The sequence below is a fragment of the Bacteroides sp. 1_1_14 genome (assembly GCF_000162515.1).
GTDB classification, from domain to species: Bacteria; Bacteroidota; Bacteroidia; order Bacteroidales; family Bacteroidaceae; genus Bacteroides; species Bacteroides thetaiotaomicron.
Window position 1 is genome coordinate 378661 of record NZ_GG774703.1, and the last position, 16760, is coordinate 395420.

Here is a 16760-nt window from a genome sequence, read left to right on the forward strand (position 1 = left end):
ATAGTAATAATTAGGCACATACATTTTGAATCTAGGTATTAATTCCTTATATTTGGGGAATCAACCATTTTTTATTTAGTAATATGAAAAAATACATTGCAGAAATGATTGGGACGATGGTGCTCGTCCTGATGGGATGTGGAAGTGCTGTTTTTGCCGGCAGTATGGCTGGTACTGTAGGAGCCGGCGTGGGAACGGTCGGCGTTGCTTTGGCATTTGGACTTTCAGTAGTGGCGATGGCGTATGCTATCGGAGGTATTTCGGGATGTCACATCAATCCTGCTATTACGTTAGGAGTATTCCTTTCGGGCCGTATGAATGGAAAAGATGCGGGTATGTATATGCTTTTCCAAGTTATAGGAGCGATTATCGGTTCGGCTATTCTTTATGCCCTGGTGACCACCGGCGGGCACGACGGACCGACGGCTACCGGTTCCAACGGCTTCGGTGACGGCGAGATGCTACAGGCATTCATCGCAGAAGTGGTCTTTACTTTCATTTTTGTATTGGTGGTGCTGGGGTCTACCGATCCGAAGAAAGGGGCGGGAGCTTTCGCAGGCCTTGCCATCGGTCTTTCTTTGGTATTGGTGCATGTCGTATGTATCCCTATTACAGGTACTTCCGTCAATCCGGCACGTAGCATCGGTCCGGCATTGTTCCAGGGTGGAGAAGCGTTGTCGCAGTTGTGGCTGTTTATTGTGGCGCCGTTTGTAGGAGCGGCTGTCAGTGCGCTCGTCTGGAATTATTTCGGTGACAAGAATGAAAAGAAATAATAAGAAGAAATAAACGGATCACTTTATGATAAAATTAAGGGCGAGAGTTTCACAACTGTCGCCCTCTTTTGCGTAATTATATATTATAATAAAAAGAGTGTTTCTATAATTACTAGATTTAATTAGATGCGGGGAATTCCACTTCATAGAATTTTTCCCCGTTATATAAGGTCTTGACACGTATTCTGAGTCCTTTCTTGCCTTTCATCTGATCTTGAATCTTATCCAATTTGAAAGATATATACCCTTCGCCCAGACGGTCGGCGGTGTCGCCTTCGTCGTTATGCCGGAATTCAAGATTGATATACTCATCGTTGGCATCATCGGCAGCAGGTTCAGCTTCCTTGTTGTTGATGACCAGATTCAGGAAATGTTTCTTGTCCTCGCTATGCGTGCCGTAATATTGGAATTCGATTGTCAGATATTTCTTGTCTTGGGTAATCCACATATAAGTAGAATTGATTTTATCGTCTCCGATCTTCTCTTCCGTATTTTCTCCTTCCCCCATAGTCACGATTTCTTTGGTCAGGATCTCTTTTATTTCTCTTACCTGAATATTATAGTCATATCCCTTCACCGGTTCTTCCAGCTCTTTGAATATCACAAAGGCGCGTTGCCCGTCTTTATTCTTGTCACTGATCCATCCGTTTCCATTGCTCGGGAACATTGTTTTTCCATCATCCAGAGTGAAATAGAAATCCTTGCTATCCGGGCTGATCAGATTGATGGTGCCGATGACCAGTGAATCGGATGAGGAGTCATCATCCAGACACGACTGAAGTATCGGCATTGTGGTCATAACAGCAATAAAAAATGCAATGAATTTAAATTTCTTCATATACTATAAAAATGTTTTTTAATGAGTACTATTTACTTGCTTTGTACTCTGAAAATGCAAAGGGGGAGAAAATATTGCATTTGGATCTGTTAAAGAAACAAAAGTTGCAAAAGAGTTGTTCTCTCTGTGCAGTATTTCTATCTTTGCTGCATTTATAAGGTAAACACGTGTATAAGCAAATGGAAGAATTTGAGTTGTCGGAACAATGCAGGCTGGGAAATAATCGAGCCCGCAAAGAATTGTATGAGCATTATGGAGGGCGTTTGCTAGGCGTCTGTCTGCGCTATACCGGCGACCGTGATACAGCTCAGGATCTGCTTCACGATGGTTTTATAAAGATATTCAGTTCTTTCGACAAGTTCACCTGGCGGGGTGAAGGCTCACTTCGGGCCTGGATGGAACGGGTGATGGTCAATACCGCTTTACAGTATCTTCGCAAGAGTGATGTAATCAGTCAGTCTACGCCTTTGGAAGAAGTACCCGAAGATTACGAGGAACCCGACGCTTCGGCTGTAGAGATGATTCCGCAAGCGGTATTGATGCGATTTATCGAAGAGTTGCCGGCAGGATACCGTACCGTGTTCAACCTTTACACCTTCGAGGAAAAATCGCATAAGGAAATAGCACAGTTGTTAGGTATTAATGAGAAGTCATCGGCTTCGCAATTATTTCGGGCGAAGAGCGTGTTGGCTAAGAGAGTAAAAGAATGGATAATGAATAACGGATAGGTAGAGATATGGAAGAGAAAGAATTATGGATGAATAAGTTGAAGGAGAAGCTCGGGAATTACTCGGAGCCGCTTCCTGCTTCCGGTTGGGAACAACTGGAAAAAGAACTTATGCCTCCTGTGGAGAGGAAGATATATCCTTATCGTAAATGGACGGTAGCCGCTGCGGCTGTCATTTTATTGGCTTTGGTGTCATCGGTCAGTCTGTATTTCCTCGGGACTCCTGCTGCTGATGAAATTCGTCATGCCAAGACTCCGGCGTTAGCCTCTGTACCGGATGTTTTGCCGGATGCGCAGCAACCGGATATGACAGGAACAACGGTAGAACCGGTAGTGCGTCCGGTAGTGAAGAACCGCATCGCGAAAGCAGAACGGAACATTCCCCAGCCGACGGCAAATATCGACGAACCGGTGAAGAAAGAAGAGCAGCAACCTTCGGAACGGAACGCTCAGACCGGCGACCGGAAAGAAAAAGAAGAAGTGGAACCGGTGGAAGAGACGAAGGCCGCCCAGCATAAGCCCGCAGATACGGAACAACCGAGAAATAAGCCGCGCCGTCCTTCCAGCAGAGACAAACTGCATATTCCGGCAGAAAAGGCATCTTCACAGAAAGGCACATGGTCGATGGGACTTTCGGTAGGTAACTCCGGTGGTGCTTCTACAGAGTTGGGATCGGGCATTCCTTCTTATATGTCCCGCGTGAGCATGGTATCGGTATCAAACGGTCTGCTGAGCATACCCAATGATCAGCAATTGGTCTTTGAAGATGGAGTACCTTATTTGCGTCAGGCCAATCAGGTGGTCGATATGGAACACCACCAACCTATCTCCTTCGGATTATCTGTCCGCAAGAGTCTGGCGAAAGGTTTCTCTGTCGAAACAGGATTGACTTACACTTTGCTTTCTTCGGATGCAAAGTTTGCGGACAGCGACCAGAAGACCGAGCAGAAACTGCATTATCTGGGTATCCCGTTAAAAGCGAACTGGAACTTCCTTGATAAGAAACTGTTTACTCTTTATGTATCCGGTGGAGGTATGATTGAGAAATGTGTTTATGGCAAGCTGGGCACAGAGAAGGAAACTGTGAAACCTTTGCAATTCTCCGTCTCCGGTGCAGTCGGCGCACAGTTTAATGCCACCAAACGGGTAGGTATATACGTAGAACCCGGTGTTGCTTATTTCTTTGATGACGGTTCCGATGTACAGACCATCCGTAAGGAGAATCCGTTCAACTTCAATATTCAGGCGGGTATCCGACTTACTTATTAGTCAATATAGTTGAGCTATATATTTTAAAAGCGATATTTTACCAATAACGGTTAAAATATCGCTTTTAAAGTTTTATATGCAGAAACTTTGCTGAAAAATCGGAAATCTGAGAAAATATTAATATCATTGTCATCTGTAACTTTATACCTTTGTTTCAAAATACGACACTATGGTTGATTTTTCAGATGAAAAGTTCTTATTAGACGAGATTAGAAAAGGTAATAATCAGGCGTTTGAATATCTTTTTAAGGCTTATTATCCCCGTTTGCGCGGCTATGCTATTCGTTTCGTGGAAGATGAAGAGACGGCTCGTGATATTATTCAGGAGTGTTTTCTGCGTTTTTGGGAGAAGCGGGAGTTGTTGTCGGCTGTATCGGTCACCTCCTTACTTTTTGCAATGGTACGCAATGGATGCCTGAATTACTTGAAGCATCTTTCCATTGTCGAGAAACATCAGATAGAATATCTTGCATCCATTGATGGTGAAGAAAGGCTCTATTATGCCGACTTCACGCTAGATGCAGAGCACAAACTACTATATGACGAATTGCAGGAACAAATCAACCTTGTCATCGGGCAGCTGCCCGAGCGTTCGCGGGAAATCTTTCTGATGAGCCGTTTCAAAGGACTGAAGAATCGTGAAATTGCAGATAAACTTCAGATATCGACTACGGCAGTCGAGAAGCACATTGCGAAAGCATTGAAAAGCTTCTCCAAACACTTCAAAGACAAGTATCCGGTAGACATTTATATTATGATTGTTGCCTGGGTGATTATGAATAATAAATAAAAGAATAAAATATAAACCATTGATAATTAGATTGGAAGAGCAGGGACTGAAAAATTCCTGCTTTTTTCTTTGTATGGGTGGTTGGGTAAAAGAAATAATAGTTGTTACATCTTATAGAAAGTGAAATTATGGAAGAAAAGAAAAACATTCGTGAGTTGGCCGTTCAGTATTTCGAAGGAAGAATCCGGCGAAAAGACGAAAAACTTTTGTTTGAGTATGTCGGACAAAGTGAAGCAAATCGCACGGCATTCAGACAGTGGGAAAAGGAGTGGATTGCCTCGGGCATTACCGATTCCAATACCACGAAGGAGTGGGAGACATTACAACGCAAAATTCGCACGCAGGAAGCCATTATCCCGATGCTGGGTATTTCGAAAACGAGATTTTCCGTCTGGCGGAAAGTGGCTGCTGTTGCAGCCATCGTACTTCTGACTGTAGGAGGAACCCTCGGTGTCCGGCAACTCTCTTCCTCATTGCAACCGGAAACGTACTTTGTATGCGAAACTCCTTATGGCGAGAAGAGTAAAGTCGTTCTGTCTGACGGTACAGTCGTTTGGCTTAATGCAGGTTCTACACTGAAGTATTCGAACAAGTTTAATACCGCCAATCGCAGAGTCGAACTGAACGGTGAGGGGTATTTTGAAGTCACCAAGAAAGCGGGAGCTACTTTCATCGTGCAGACACATGGATATGACGTCGTTGTGAAAGGAACGAAGTTCGACGTATCTGCCTATGATGATGATCCTTTCATTTCCACCACTTTACTTGAAGGCTCGGTCGAACTGAATTATAAAGGCAGTCCGATAAGGATGTCTCCTGGAGAGTCCATGAGATTGAACGTAGAAACAGGAAAATTCATCCGTACCCAAGTAAACGCTTCACAATCAAAAGCGTGGGCGGAGAACCGTATAGAATTTGATCACATTACATTGAAGGAACTGGTTGCAAAACTATCCCGACAATATGATGTGAATATTCGGCTGGAATCGGAAGCTGTAGGAGACAAGACATTCCGTATTTCTCTGCGCAACAGAGAAACAATCGGAGAGGTGATGACGGCTTTGCAAGAGATTATCCCGATAACCGTCGAACGTAAAGGCAAGGATATATATATCAGAGAATAATTTCCATTTCGTAACAACTATTATTAAATTAAATCGAGAAAAACTATGAACAACCGAAAGAGCTTATTACGGCTGCTTCTTTTAGTTTCATTCTGTCTGGCGACAGTGACTTTGCACGCCCAGGTCATCAACAAGACATTCAAGAATGAAACATTGAAGACAGTATTGAAAGAAGTTGAGCAACAAACAGGTTTATCTGTCATCTATAAGACAGATGAAGTGAATGAGAATAAAAGAATTACGGCAACTTTCAAAAATGCATCATTGGATGAGGTGCTGAATAAAGTCTTGGATAAGGATTTGACTTATAAGTTGCAAAACAAGATGATAGTCATCTTGAAAAAGACGCAGAAACCTCATGACGGCAGTACAAAGAAGAACATCAAAGGAACTGTCGTGGATGATAAGGGCGAACCGATCATTGGGGCCAGCGTGGTAGTGAAAGGAACTTCAACCGGAATAATTACGGACCTTGACGGAAACTACACTATAAATGAGGTATCGGAAGATGCCTGGATTTCAGTCTCCTATATCGGTTATCAAAGTGTGGAACTTCGAGCTGCCGATAGCAAGAATCTGCTTCGGATTGTCCTGAAGGAAGATACTAAAGTGCTGGATGAAGTAGTTGTTGTGGGGTATGGTGTACAAAAGAAAAGTGATATCACCGGTTCCGTTTCTTCCGTAAAGTCAACAGAGCTGTTGTCAGCTCCTAATGCCAGTACTGCGCAGGCATTGCAAGGACGTGTGGCAGGTGTTGTTGTGCAGAATTCCAGTGGTGCTCCTTCGGGATCGGCAACGATCCGCATCCGTGGAGCCAACTCGCTGACTTATGGAAATGATCCTTTGATCATCATCGATGGTGTTCAAGATGGGAATATCGGGAGCTTGAATCCTAATCAGATAGAATCCATCGAAGTATTGAAAGATGCCGCCGCCCTTTCTGTCTATGGTTCGAAAGGTGCGAACGGTGTTATTCTGGTGACAACTAAAAATGGGAAAACCGGAAAGCCGCAGGTTTCTTACAACGGTTTTGTTTCATTTGATGAAGTACGGAAAACCTTGCCTGCATTGAATGCAAAAGAATATGCCCTGCTGATGAATGAGGCTCAGGAAGAGAATGGGCTCAATCCTGTTTTTGGACCGGATGAGATTCCGTTGGAAGGAAACAGTACGGACTGGCAGGATAAGATTTTTCGGAATGCGGTTTCCCAATCACATAACATCAGTATCAGTGGAGCGAAAGAAAGCATTTCTTATTTCATAGCTGGAGGATATACCAATAAAGATGGCATTGTGCAGAATACCAATTTTAAACAATATACTTTTCGTGCAAACTTTAAAGTTCAGGCTACATCCCGTTTGAATTTGTCGCTGAATACGTTTGCCTCTTATGACGAGACGCACAATGGAGATTATGAACAGGCTATCAATGCAGCACTTCAATGGTCGCCTACGAAACGCATCTATGATCCCGATAGTGAAGGAGGATATACACAGCCGGGTGGAGGAATAGGACCGGTTTCATTGTACAATCCGGTGGGGTATGCTTTGGAGATAGTGGACGATAAATCCGTTGCTTCTTTTAATGCTTCTTTAATGGGAGAATATAAATTCTGGGATTTCCTCAAATTATCTTCTTTGTTTTCATATAAGACTCATAGCGATACCAACGGGTATTTTGATAATCAGCGTGTCAATAATGGCGATATTAGAGATATTAACGGAAGTAAGGCCCAATCACGCTATATTGCTTTGCAAAGTACCAGTATTCTGACTTTTGATAAGGCTTTTGGTGATCATACCGTTCAGGCTACCGGGGTATACGAAGTGTTGAAGGATAATTATCAGAGCACATCTGCTTCTTCTAGAGGAATCCCGGTGGGAATGGGATATAATGGAGTGCAGTTCGGTTCTATTTTGCAGGCCCCTTGGGTGGAATATTCTACTACAGTGATGCAGTCTTTTATGGGTCGTGTGAATTATAGTTATAAGAATAAATACATGTTTTCCGGATCGGTTCGTTATGATGGAGCCAGCCAGTTGGCAGAAGGAAACAAATACGACAATTTTACAGCATTTTCATTAGGATGGAATCTTATGGAAGAGAAGTTTATGAAAAGGCTGAAAGATATGGTACCGGAGTTTAAAATTCGCGGGAGTTACGGTACGGTAGGCAATGCGGCAGTGCCCGCTTACTCTTCTCATTTAAAGTTTTATCCGGGCATGGACGATAGCGGAAACCCGACTTTGGCAATATCAGATTTAGGCAATGAAAATCTGAAATGGGAACGTACCCGTGAGTTGAACATCGGTATAGACAGTCGATGGTGGGGAGGGCGTTTGAGTTTCTCAGCCGAATATTATAACAAGAAAACCACAGACCTGTTGATGTGGCAGAAAGTGCCTTCGGTATTGGGTGTCAGTTCCATCCTTACCAATGTCGGTTCCGTGTCCAATAAAGGATTTGATATCATGTTGGGTGGCATTCCTGTCTCTACCAAACATTTTAAAATGGGACATAAATTATACATTGAATATCAATAAAAATAAGATTCTCGAACTGGACGGGCTCTCTAATACGCTTATTACAACCGGTGCCGATTATCCGGGATTGGTGGGTTCTTATGTCCAGATGGTGGGACAACCGATGGGCACATTCCTCGGATATACCTTTGCCGGTGTTTGGCAGAAATCAGAAGTTTCGACGGCTGCGCTTTACGGAGCAAAGCCCGGAGATGCCAAATATGTAGATATCAACCGTGACGGAAAAATAGATAAGGATGATATAGGCATTATCGGTAATGCCCAGCCGAAGTTGAGCTTCGGATTCAACAATACATTTACGATTTTTGATTTCGACCTGAATATTTTCTGGCAAGGAGTATCCGGTAATGACATTTATAATCAGAATCGTATCCGGCGTGAGACTTATTCGTCAGATGCATTCCCGACCAGTACGGTTATGAAAAATCATTGGACACCGGAAAATCCGACAAATATTCCTGCTTTTTCGGGAGCAGAGTATGTTAATTCTTCCCGTTGGGTGGAGAAGGGAGACTATTTGCGCTTGAAAAATATCACATTGGGCTATCGTATTCCGCACAAGATACTGTCAAAAATAGGATGTTCGTCCGCCCGTATCTATGTCAGTGCCAATAATCTATGGACAATAACCAATTATTCGGGATTTGATCCGGAAGCAAGTATGGGAGCAGACTCGGATGCGGCAGGCGTGGACCGTGGTGTGTATCCTTCGTCAAAGAGTTTCCTTGTAGGATTGGATATTTCGTTTTAATGATCATTTAATAATAACAGACTATGAATTGTACACTTATAAAAAAGAGCTGCGTCGGATTATTGGCGATAATATTAAGTACGAGTTGTGCCGATTTGACAGAAAATCTTACCGGACAGCCAACTGTCGATAAGTTCTTCCAGACACTGACCGACTTCAATAGTTATATCACAGGAGCCTATACCCCCTTAATCCTTTTATATGGTACCGATATGCCCTATGCGGCCAGTGCAGGTGCCGAAGATGTAAATACCCCCGTCATCAGATGGAAAGGATTCGAACAGGTTAACATTAACACAGTAGGAAATCCGGACGAAGTGACGGATGAGTTATGGAACTCATATTACACAAGTATTAGCGCGTGCAATACATTGATAAAGATTATCGGTGAGAACACGAAATTATCTCCCGACGAATTGTCCCCGATTGGAGGGGAAGCCCATTTCTTGCGTGCTTTTAATTACTTCCAGTTGGTGCGTTGGTTTGGCGAAGTGCCATTGTTGACGGAGGAAAATCAGGATAATGCGGCAAAAGAGCCTCAGGCGAGTGTTGCCCGGATTTACGAGCAGATAGTTTCTGATTTGAAGAATGCAGAGTTGACATTGCCTCTTTCACAGGATGATCCGAGCCGTCCCAGCCGTTGGGCGGCAAAAGCGTTGCTGGCAAAAGTCTATTTGACAATGGCGGGATTTCCGTTGAATGAGACTTCCTGTTATGCGCTGGCACGTGATAAGGCAAATGAAGTAATTAGTGAAAAGGTCTATACCTTAGAAAAAGTATATTCCCAATTGTGGTTATGGAGCAACCGTAAAATAAACTCCGAATTTATCTTTGCGCTTTATGCCAGTTCGGACAATGCAACAGGCAGTTATATCCATCAGGCCGTGCGTCCTACTGATCACGGAGAAAACGGCTGGGCAGATTGGACCAGTGACAAACGCTTTCTGGAAACTTTTCCCGTAGGAGATGGCAGCCGTTTGAGCGGAACTTTTTATACTTGGATGAGGGACGGTGCTTCGTGGGAAGACACCAATGTGGCACAACCTTATGTGGGAAAGTACCGGGATGCAGGTCCAAAGAGCGGAGGATATTCAGGGATAGCTACAGCTAATAAAGCGGACGGATTTTTCTGTATGTTACGCTATGCCGATGTGTTGCTGATCTACGCGGAAGCCGCTAATCTGGCGGAAGGCAGCCCTTCGAAGGCGGCATACGATGCTATCAATGAAGTCCGCGAACGGGCAGGGCTGACTAAACTATCGGGACTGACTCTGGCACAGTTTGACAAGGCGGTATTGGACGAACGCAACTGGGAATTGGCTTTTGAATGTAATCGTTGGTTCGATTTGTGCCGTCGTCATATTCTGAAGGAGACTTTGGAAGCTTATTATCCGGAGGCAAAGATTGACGATCACAATTATCTTCTACCGAAACCGAGCGACCAGATGACCATCATGACCGGTATTGTTCAAAACCCCGGATATAATTAAATGTCAATAACATAATCGAAAAGAAAGAATGATATGGAAAGAAATATAACTTTGATTTTAACCACTTTGTGTCTGGCGATAGGAGTCGTTTCTTGCAGTGAAGATTCTTATCCGGAGAATCCTACCCTTGTTTCGCCTATTTCGGGATTAGTCTTGGAAGTGAACGGAACGGACTATGTGGCTACCCCTCTGTTGCAGGAGGATGGTTTGTTGAGTAAAACATTGTTGGTGGCAGTCAATCAGCCTTCCACTACTGCCATAGTGAAACAGATAGACGTTTCCGACCCTTCGGCTACGGTCAATATAAATGTGGGAGATGTGATTACTTTCAGGAATAACCAATTTGCATTGGAATGGACGAAGGGGACACAAGCTGAGACTTTTTTACTGGAGATGAGTTATAATCCTCCTCCGGTAATGTATTTGGTAATGTCGGGTGAGAAAGGAGATTACTATGGCCTGAATACAGAAACGGCACAGACCATTGCTTCCATTACCTATAATAATCTGTTTGAAGGATATATAGACTTGACAAATACGAGCTGGAACAACATCGGCTTGGTGCAATCCGACCAGTCCGCCTATTTTGATGTTAGCGCCGGATTGGGCGGCGGACAATCTTATGGAACTTTAGCGATGGTGGAGAAATCCTCTCCGGGAACCGGCTATTATCCGTGTGACGGGCCTTGGGGAGACTGGACAACTAATGGAGGTAATGCCTCGATTGTTTCTCCCGGCATTTGGAAAGTTAATTTTGACCTCACTACCCGTCAGATCGTTTTACTGGAGACACAATGGGCTGTTACGGGGACAGCCGCAGGAACGGTGAAAGCAATGGTCTACAATTCTGACACCCGCAAGTGGTCTTTGACGACAGAACTTGCAGCCGGAAAATTGAAATTTACCACTATTCCGGTTTCTGCCGGTGATCCGACTGTAACGTATGGGGCGTCCGATGGTATTGTCAGACTGTCGGAGACAGGGACGGATATTACTATCGACGAAGCTGGCACGTACCGGATAGAATTAGACTTGAGTACACCTTTTTATGATTATACTATAACGAGATAAATCAACAATTATGAAGAAATTCTTATTAAGCAGTATATTTTTGTTTTCACTGGCTTATGGAGTAATAGCCTGTACCGAGGGGTTGCCAACCGACAACTGGGAAGAACCTGTCGTTCCCGTAGATCCTGCCGTTACTACCCTGCGGGGTTCGTTCGAAAGTAAGTTTGTGAGATACTCCAAAGGTCAGCAACACGAAGCTCAGATGGAAGAAGCGAAGATCGTCACCCTTTGGAAAGACACCCTTTGGCAGAACGACCGTACACACAAACAGATAGTGTTATGGTCAGGAGATAAAAAATATGACGACCTCACTTATGAAGTTTCGGATCTGGTGAGCGACGCGAACAGCATCTCTGCCTCCAATATCCGACTTCGTTTCCCTTCTTATATAAAGGGAGACGATCAGGCACTCGATTGTGGAAATTATGAGAGTCGCACCACTACCTTGATTGCCGATGCTCTTTCCGAAGTACCCGTCACAACGCTCACCACTCAAGATCCCGTTAAGATATGGGTGACCATAAACACGCCGGCAGATGCCGTACCGGGCATATATACCGGAACCATTCAGGTGAAATCAGCCAATGAAGTGAAGCAGAAGTTTAATCTGGAATTGCTTGTCGTAGATCATCAGTTGCCTGCGGTAGCCGATTGGAGTTTCCATCTTGATTTATGGCAGTTCCCTTTCCAATTGACAACTCTCTGTCGGGACAACGGAGAAAATGTCGTTCCTTTCTCCGACGAATATTTTGCGATGATGAAGCCGTTTTATCAACTGTTGGCAGATGCCGGGCAGAAGGTAATCACCACGTATATCAAGGACGGTGCTTTCAATAGCGGACAAACGATGGTGAAGTGGTCGAAAAACAGTTCCGACGAGTGGATATTCGACTATACCGATTTTGATAAATATGTCGGGAAAATGATGGAATGGGGAATCAATAAACAGATCAGCTGTTTTTCTTTGGCCGGATGGAAGACGTCTGTCGGATATAAAGATGCGTCGGGCACGGACCGGACATTGGAACTCACCATCGGTACGGAAGAATACAACACAGTGTGGTCTGCTTTCCTGACTTCTTTCAAGACGCATCTGCAAGAAAAAGGCTGGTTTGACAAAACCGTGCTTTATATGGATGAGATTAAAGAAGACGGTATGAAGTCAATCATAGCTTTAATCAAAGAGAACGATGCGAACTGGAAAATAGGACTGTCGGGAGGAAATGTCGACAGCGGGATAGAGAACAGCCTGTATGATTATTCGACCATTTTAGGCTACGAGCGCCAGTCGGACAATGCCGTTTCTACCTTCTACACCAGTTGCTCGCAGCAATACCCGAACAACTACGTTACAGCGCAAACCAATCCGGCAGAAATGTCGTGGATGGCGTGGTATGCGCTGGCAAAAGGATTTGACGGATATCTGCGCTGGGCATACGATTACTGGACACAGTCTGACCCTACCAGTGCACAGGATGGAAGTAATGCGTCCGGCGATTTCAATATGATTTATCGCAGCGAAAATACCGCCGCCGCTGTTCCCATCTCCAGCATCCGTCTGGAACTGCTGCGGGAAGGCATTCAGGATTTTGAGAAGGCACGTATACTGAACAACGGACAACTGGACGCAGCTATCCGCAATTTCACCTCTGCTTCGGGGCGTGAAGCTGCCAAGTGGGTAGGAATAGCCGAAGGAACATTGAAAGAACTATCTGCAAATGATTAAACAGAAATAGATAATGAAGAAATTAAAGAATAAAATAGCTTTCGTACTGCTGTTTATACTTGTCTCCGCTATGTCGCAGGCAAAGGGATTGGACCCACGTTTTCAGATACTCCCTTTACCCCAGAACATAGAGATATTGAAAGGGCAGGGGATAGCAGGTAGTGAACTGGCATATATCGTATCGAAAGGCGAAAGTAAAATCCCCGTTTTAGGAACATTGCTGGACGCTTTACCCCGCATTGAAAAACAAGGAGCAGGTATTACACTTTCCCTGTCGGAACAGAACACACCCGAATCTCCGGAAGGATATACGCTGGAGATCACCTCCCGGGGAGTAACGATCCAATCGCGTGGACAAGCAGGATTGTTCTACGGTTGTCAGACCTTGGAACAACTGATGGAGGATAGTCGTGACCTTCGTATCCCTATTCCATGTCTCCGAATGACGGATTATCCCGAAATCTCTTACCGTGCCGTTCACTTTGATACGAAGCATCATCTGGACCGGGCGGAATACTACTACCGGACCATTGATAAACTGGCCCGCTATAAGGTAAATGCCATCATTTGGGAAGTGGAAGACAAGCTGCGCTATACCCGCCGTCCCGAAGTGGGCGCCCCCAATGCCATCAGCAAACAAGAGATGCAGGCTATCAGTCGCTATGCCAAAGAACGTAATATCGAGATTAGTCCCTTAGTACAAGGATTGGGACACGCCGGCTTTATCCTGAAACGCCATTGGGAACTGCGGGAAAATCCGTATAGTGACTGGGAGTTCTGTCCTTCCGACCCGCGTACCTATGAGTTACAGTTTGATCTTTACCGGGATGCGATGGAAGCCATGCCTGATGGCAAGTATCTTCATATCGGTGGAGATGAGATAACGGCTATCGGCATAGACGAACGTTGTAAAGCGACCGGAAAAACAGCTTTTGAATTGCAGATGATCTGGCTCAAAAAGGTTTGCGACTTTGCTGTGGAACATGGCAGAACTCCCATCTTCTGGGATGATATGCCTTTGAAGTATGCCGACCTTTGGTGGTTGTTGCATCGCCCGCTCACCGATGATGAAATTCGTAAGAACTGGAATACCTCCCGGCTGGACGAAGCTATCAAGATGTTCCCGAAGAATTGCATCTATATGCGTTGGCATTACGAAGACCCTACCGTCTTGTCCCATCAGATGCTCCTGAAATGGTATCATAAGAATGGACTGAATGTAATGGGAGCTACCGCAGCAGCGACCGGTGAAACCCCGTTTATGCCCAGAAACAACTCCAGGGCACAATATATTAAAGATTTCTGCAAACTTGTTTCTCAGAATCAGTTGAAGGGCATCCTTGCCACGGCTTGGGATGATGCCTCTGCCCATTGGGAAACGGTGATGCGCGGACTTATAGCACAGGGCGAATATAGTTGGCATCCGGACGGGCGGACTGTGGATGAGTTTATCCAGGCGCACGCCCGAAGGGAGTTCGGCTTGTCCGGTCAGCAAATGGAGTTTCTGACGGAAATGGAGAAAGCTGCTTTCTTCTTTGATCAGGCATTAGTCGTTTCCGGCACGCGAAATCCTGCATGGGGAGTATCGGAAACATTCCGGTTGCTGGATTTGCCGGATTCGGAGAAACCGGGAGAATGGAAGCGGAAATATCAGGGAAGACTGGATACCGTCCGCATTGAATCGGCGCGTTATGAGAAGATTTGTAAAGGCTTGAAAGTGGCTGAACAGGCAGCTTTACGCAATCGCTACACGTTGGATATTTATAAGCAGACGAACGAACTGTTTCACTATCCGGTGAAATTGTTGGAAGTTTTAGAGGTTTATGACAGTACAAAAAACGATGAAGAACGTCTTCAAGCATTAGTAAGGATAGGTGACGTTTGTAACTCCTTCAAAAGTATGCGTGCTGAATTTGAAAAGACTTATTCGCAAACTCGTTTTATGGAGAGTCCGGAGGGGTATATTGCCGACCAGAACCACCATCATCACTTGTCTGCTTTAAGTAACAACAGTGACTGGATATTTCTGTATGAAATGCCGATGGTAGAAAAAGTGGAAAGATGGTTGAAAGAACAAAAAGATAACTAACCTTAGATTTTAAATATCGTATTGTTCTGTTGAGGACAATACAGCGTAGTGTTTTTGAAGGTATTAGTCACCATTTCGGGAAGCAGGCAATAGCTGTGCTTTCCGGAATGGCTTTTTTATAATTAATAAAAATCGTTTTTATGGAAAATTCATTGAGTGATGAATTGTTTTGTTCATTGAAGAATGAACTTCGTGAAGTAGATGCACAAATCAGTGTGCATAGTAAAAAACTGTTGGAGCTGATTGACCAAAAAAAAGAATTGTCGTCCAACTGATTCGGGAAGAAGAACAAATGACGCCTACTGTTATCGAATATCGGGGAGATCCGAAACGGTATGTTTCTGTTATTCTAGGTGCCATTGACCGGGGGAGGTTGACGTATAATGGAGACACGAATTGCGAACAGACGTTCCGGTCCTTGTCAAGTGTGATAGATGTCATAAGCCCTAAGAACGGGAAAGCGCTCAGTATCGAAACGTTGGTCTCGTATGAGAAGAAAGAACGTGCCGGGGAGTTTTCAGATTATTCGGAAGGGAAATTCGAATAAAATGAGTACCTGAGAGGGAATTTAAGCCCGTTAGCAGTATAAATTCGACTTTAAAAGTTGTATGATATTGAAACTTTTATTATATTTGCACAATGAGAAGAAAAGTAATAGCATACGGTCAATACTACAAGGATTTTCTTGCCACTCTGACAGAAAAGGAAATTCAAAAAGTGAAATATGTGCTTTCATTGCTTGGAACAGAAGACCGTTTGCCTATCAAATTTATAAAGGTTATACGTGATGGTCTATATGAACTACGTATATCATATAACGGAAACATTTACCGTATCTTTTTCATTTTTGATGAAGGGCAAATAGTTGTTTTATTTAATGGCTTCCATAAGAAAACACAGAAAACCCCATCATCAGAAATAGATAAGGCATTAAAAATAAAGGAGGAATATTATGAGTACAAAAAACAACATGCTGACTGATATCAGCGCAGAACTTGATAAGGAGTTCGGAGCACCTGGGACTCCGGAACGTGAAAAGTTCGATGAAGAGGCATACGCTTTTTATACTGGTCAAATACTGTTGGATGCACGACGGGAAGCAAAAGTAACTCAGTCTGAATTAGCAAAGAGAATCAATGCAACTAAATCGTATATCTCACGTATTGAAAGCGGAGCTATAAATCCAAGTGTAGGAACATTCTACCGAATTATTAATGCATTAGGATTGAAGATTGAAATCGTAAAACCAATCATGGGTATATAGTCGAAAAAAGGGGCTGTGTCAAAACTAAGGCACATCCCCTTCTTTTCTTAATATAAAATAGTCATTCCTCTTTTTTGTCTATGCGACTATTTTTTCAGTAATTAGGTAATAAGGCTTAATATTCGTCGTATTTTGAGTCACACGTGGTCTGATAAAGATAAATATAGTGTGTGCACTCCTTCTCTTTCCTGCTTTTTAGTAGTTTTTGTACACATTCTTTTTGATATTAAAGCTATAGCAAAGAGGCAAGTCCATTGTAACCTTGTCTTCTCCCACATGCCGGAACCTTTTGTATGCCATGTTG

At 43.9% G+C, this 16760-nt stretch carries 16 protein-coding genes and 1 pseudogene; 15 read left to right on the forward strand and 2 right to left on the reverse strand.

Going from position 1 to position 16760, the window contains the following annotated elements:
• The first annotated feature begins 83 nt into the window (after window positions 1-83).
• A complete protein-coding gene (locus HMPREF9007_RS19440; protein WP_032850146.1) occupies window positions 84-773 on the forward strand; it encodes an MIP family channel protein in 690 nt (229 codons plus the stop codon).
• Window positions 774-891: 118 nt separating this feature from the next.
• Here HMPREF9007_RS19440 and HMPREF9007_RS19435 read toward each other — a convergent pair whose 3' ends face one another.
• Entirely contained in the window at window positions 892-1611 is a 720-nt protein-coding gene (locus HMPREF9007_RS19435; RefSeq protein ID WP_008760421.1) for a NigD-like protein, read from the reverse strand.
• Between the two features lie 179 nt (window positions 1612-1790).
• Here HMPREF9007_RS19435 and HMPREF9007_RS19430 point away from each other — a divergent pair, with 179 nt between their 5' ends.
• The 14 genes from HMPREF9007_RS19430 to HMPREF9007_RS19380 all read left to right on the forward strand — a co-directional run bounded on the left by HMPREF9007_RS19430 (window position 1791) and on the right by HMPREF9007_RS19380 (window position 16456).
• Window positions 1791-2339 carry a sigma-70 family RNA polymerase sigma factor gene (locus tag HMPREF9007_RS19430; protein ID WP_008760422.1) on the forward strand — a complete coding sequence of 183 codons (549 nt, stop codon included), beginning with the start codon at window positions 1791-1793 and terminating at the stop codon, window positions 2337-2339.
• 8 nt (window positions 2340-2347) lie between these two features.
• Window positions 2348-3607: an outer membrane beta-barrel protein gene (locus HMPREF9007_RS19425; RefSeq protein WP_008760423.1), complete on the forward strand. Its 1260-nt coding sequence runs from the start codon at window positions 2348-2350 to the stop codon at window positions 3605-3607.
• A 169-nt stretch (window positions 3608-3776) separates the two neighbouring features.
• Window positions 3777-4397, forward strand: coding sequence for an RNA polymerase sigma-70 factor (locus HMPREF9007_RS19420; protein WP_008760424.1), 621 nt, complete (start codon window positions 3777-3779; stop codon window positions 4395-4397).
• Window positions 4398-4525: 128 nt separating this feature from the next.
• A complete protein-coding gene (locus HMPREF9007_RS19415; RefSeq protein ID WP_008760425.1) occupies window positions 4526-5521 on the forward strand; it encodes a FecR domain-containing protein in 996 nt (331 codons plus the stop codon).
• A 45-nt stretch (window positions 5522-5566) separates the two neighbouring features.
• Entirely contained in the window at window positions 5567-8065 is a 2499-nt protein-coding gene (locus HMPREF9007_RS19410) for a SusC/RagA family TonB-linked outer membrane protein (RefSeq protein ID WP_277754625.1), read from the forward strand.
• Complete coding sequence (locus tag HMPREF9007_RS27495; protein WP_277754626.1) at window positions 8052-8816, forward strand: hypothetical protein; 765 nt, start codon at window positions 8052-8054, stop codon at window positions 8814-8816. Before HMPREF9007_RS19410 ends, HMPREF9007_RS27495 begins: the two co-directional genes overlap by 14 nt.
• Window positions 8817-8839: 23 nt before the next feature.
• On the forward strand, window positions 8840-10306 hold the full coding sequence (locus HMPREF9007_RS0124720; protein ID WP_008760426.1) for a RagB/SusD family nutrient uptake outer membrane protein: 1467 nt from the start codon (window positions 8840-8842) through the stop codon (window positions 10304-10306).
• A gap of 33 nt (window positions 10307-10339) precedes the next feature.
• Window positions 10340-11377: a hypothetical protein gene (locus HMPREF9007_RS19405; RefSeq protein WP_008760427.1), complete on the forward strand. Its 1038-nt coding sequence runs from the start codon at window positions 10340-10342 to the stop codon at window positions 11375-11377.
• A 10-nt stretch (window positions 11378-11387) separates the two neighbouring features.
• Entirely contained in the window at window positions 11388-13103 is a 1716-nt protein-coding gene (locus tag HMPREF9007_RS19400) for a DUF4091 domain-containing protein (RefSeq protein WP_008760428.1), read from the forward strand.
• Between the two features lie 13 nt (window positions 13104-13116).
• Window positions 13117-15192 carry a family 20 glycosylhydrolase gene (locus HMPREF9007_RS19395; protein WP_008760429.1) on the forward strand — a complete coding sequence of 692 codons (2076 nt, stop codon included), beginning with the start codon at window positions 13117-13119 and terminating at the stop codon, window positions 15190-15192.
• A 140-nt stretch (window positions 15193-15332) separates the two neighbouring features.
• Window positions 15333-15467 carry a hypothetical protein gene (locus HMPREF9007_RS27500; protein ID WP_016268120.1) on the forward strand — a complete coding sequence of 45 codons (135 nt, stop codon included), beginning with the start codon at window positions 15333-15335 and terminating at the stop codon, window positions 15465-15467.
• Between the two features lie 17 nt (window positions 15468-15484).
• Window positions 15485-15739, forward strand: a complete 255-nt coding sequence (locus HMPREF9007_RS19390) for a hypothetical protein (protein WP_008760430.1) — start codon at window positions 15485-15487, stop codon at window positions 15737-15739.
• A gap of 92 nt (window positions 15740-15831) precedes the next feature.
• On the forward strand, window positions 15832-16173 hold the full coding sequence (locus HMPREF9007_RS19385; RefSeq protein ID WP_008760431.1) for a type II toxin-antitoxin system RelE/ParE family toxin: 342 nt from the start codon (window positions 15832-15834) through the stop codon (window positions 16171-16173).
• Window positions 16145-16456, forward strand: coding sequence for a helix-turn-helix transcriptional regulator (locus tag HMPREF9007_RS19380; protein ID WP_008760432.1), 312 nt, complete (start codon window positions 16145-16147; stop codon window positions 16454-16456). Before HMPREF9007_RS19385 ends, HMPREF9007_RS19380 begins: the two co-directional genes overlap by 29 nt.
• A 78-nt stretch (window positions 16457-16534) precedes the next feature.
• On the opposite strand, the pseudogene HMPREF9007_RS25890 reads toward HMPREF9007_RS19380, so the two are convergent.
• Window positions 16535-16760 (reverse strand): annotated as a pseudogene (locus HMPREF9007_RS25890) (IS5/IS1182 family transposase); the annotation flags it as partial.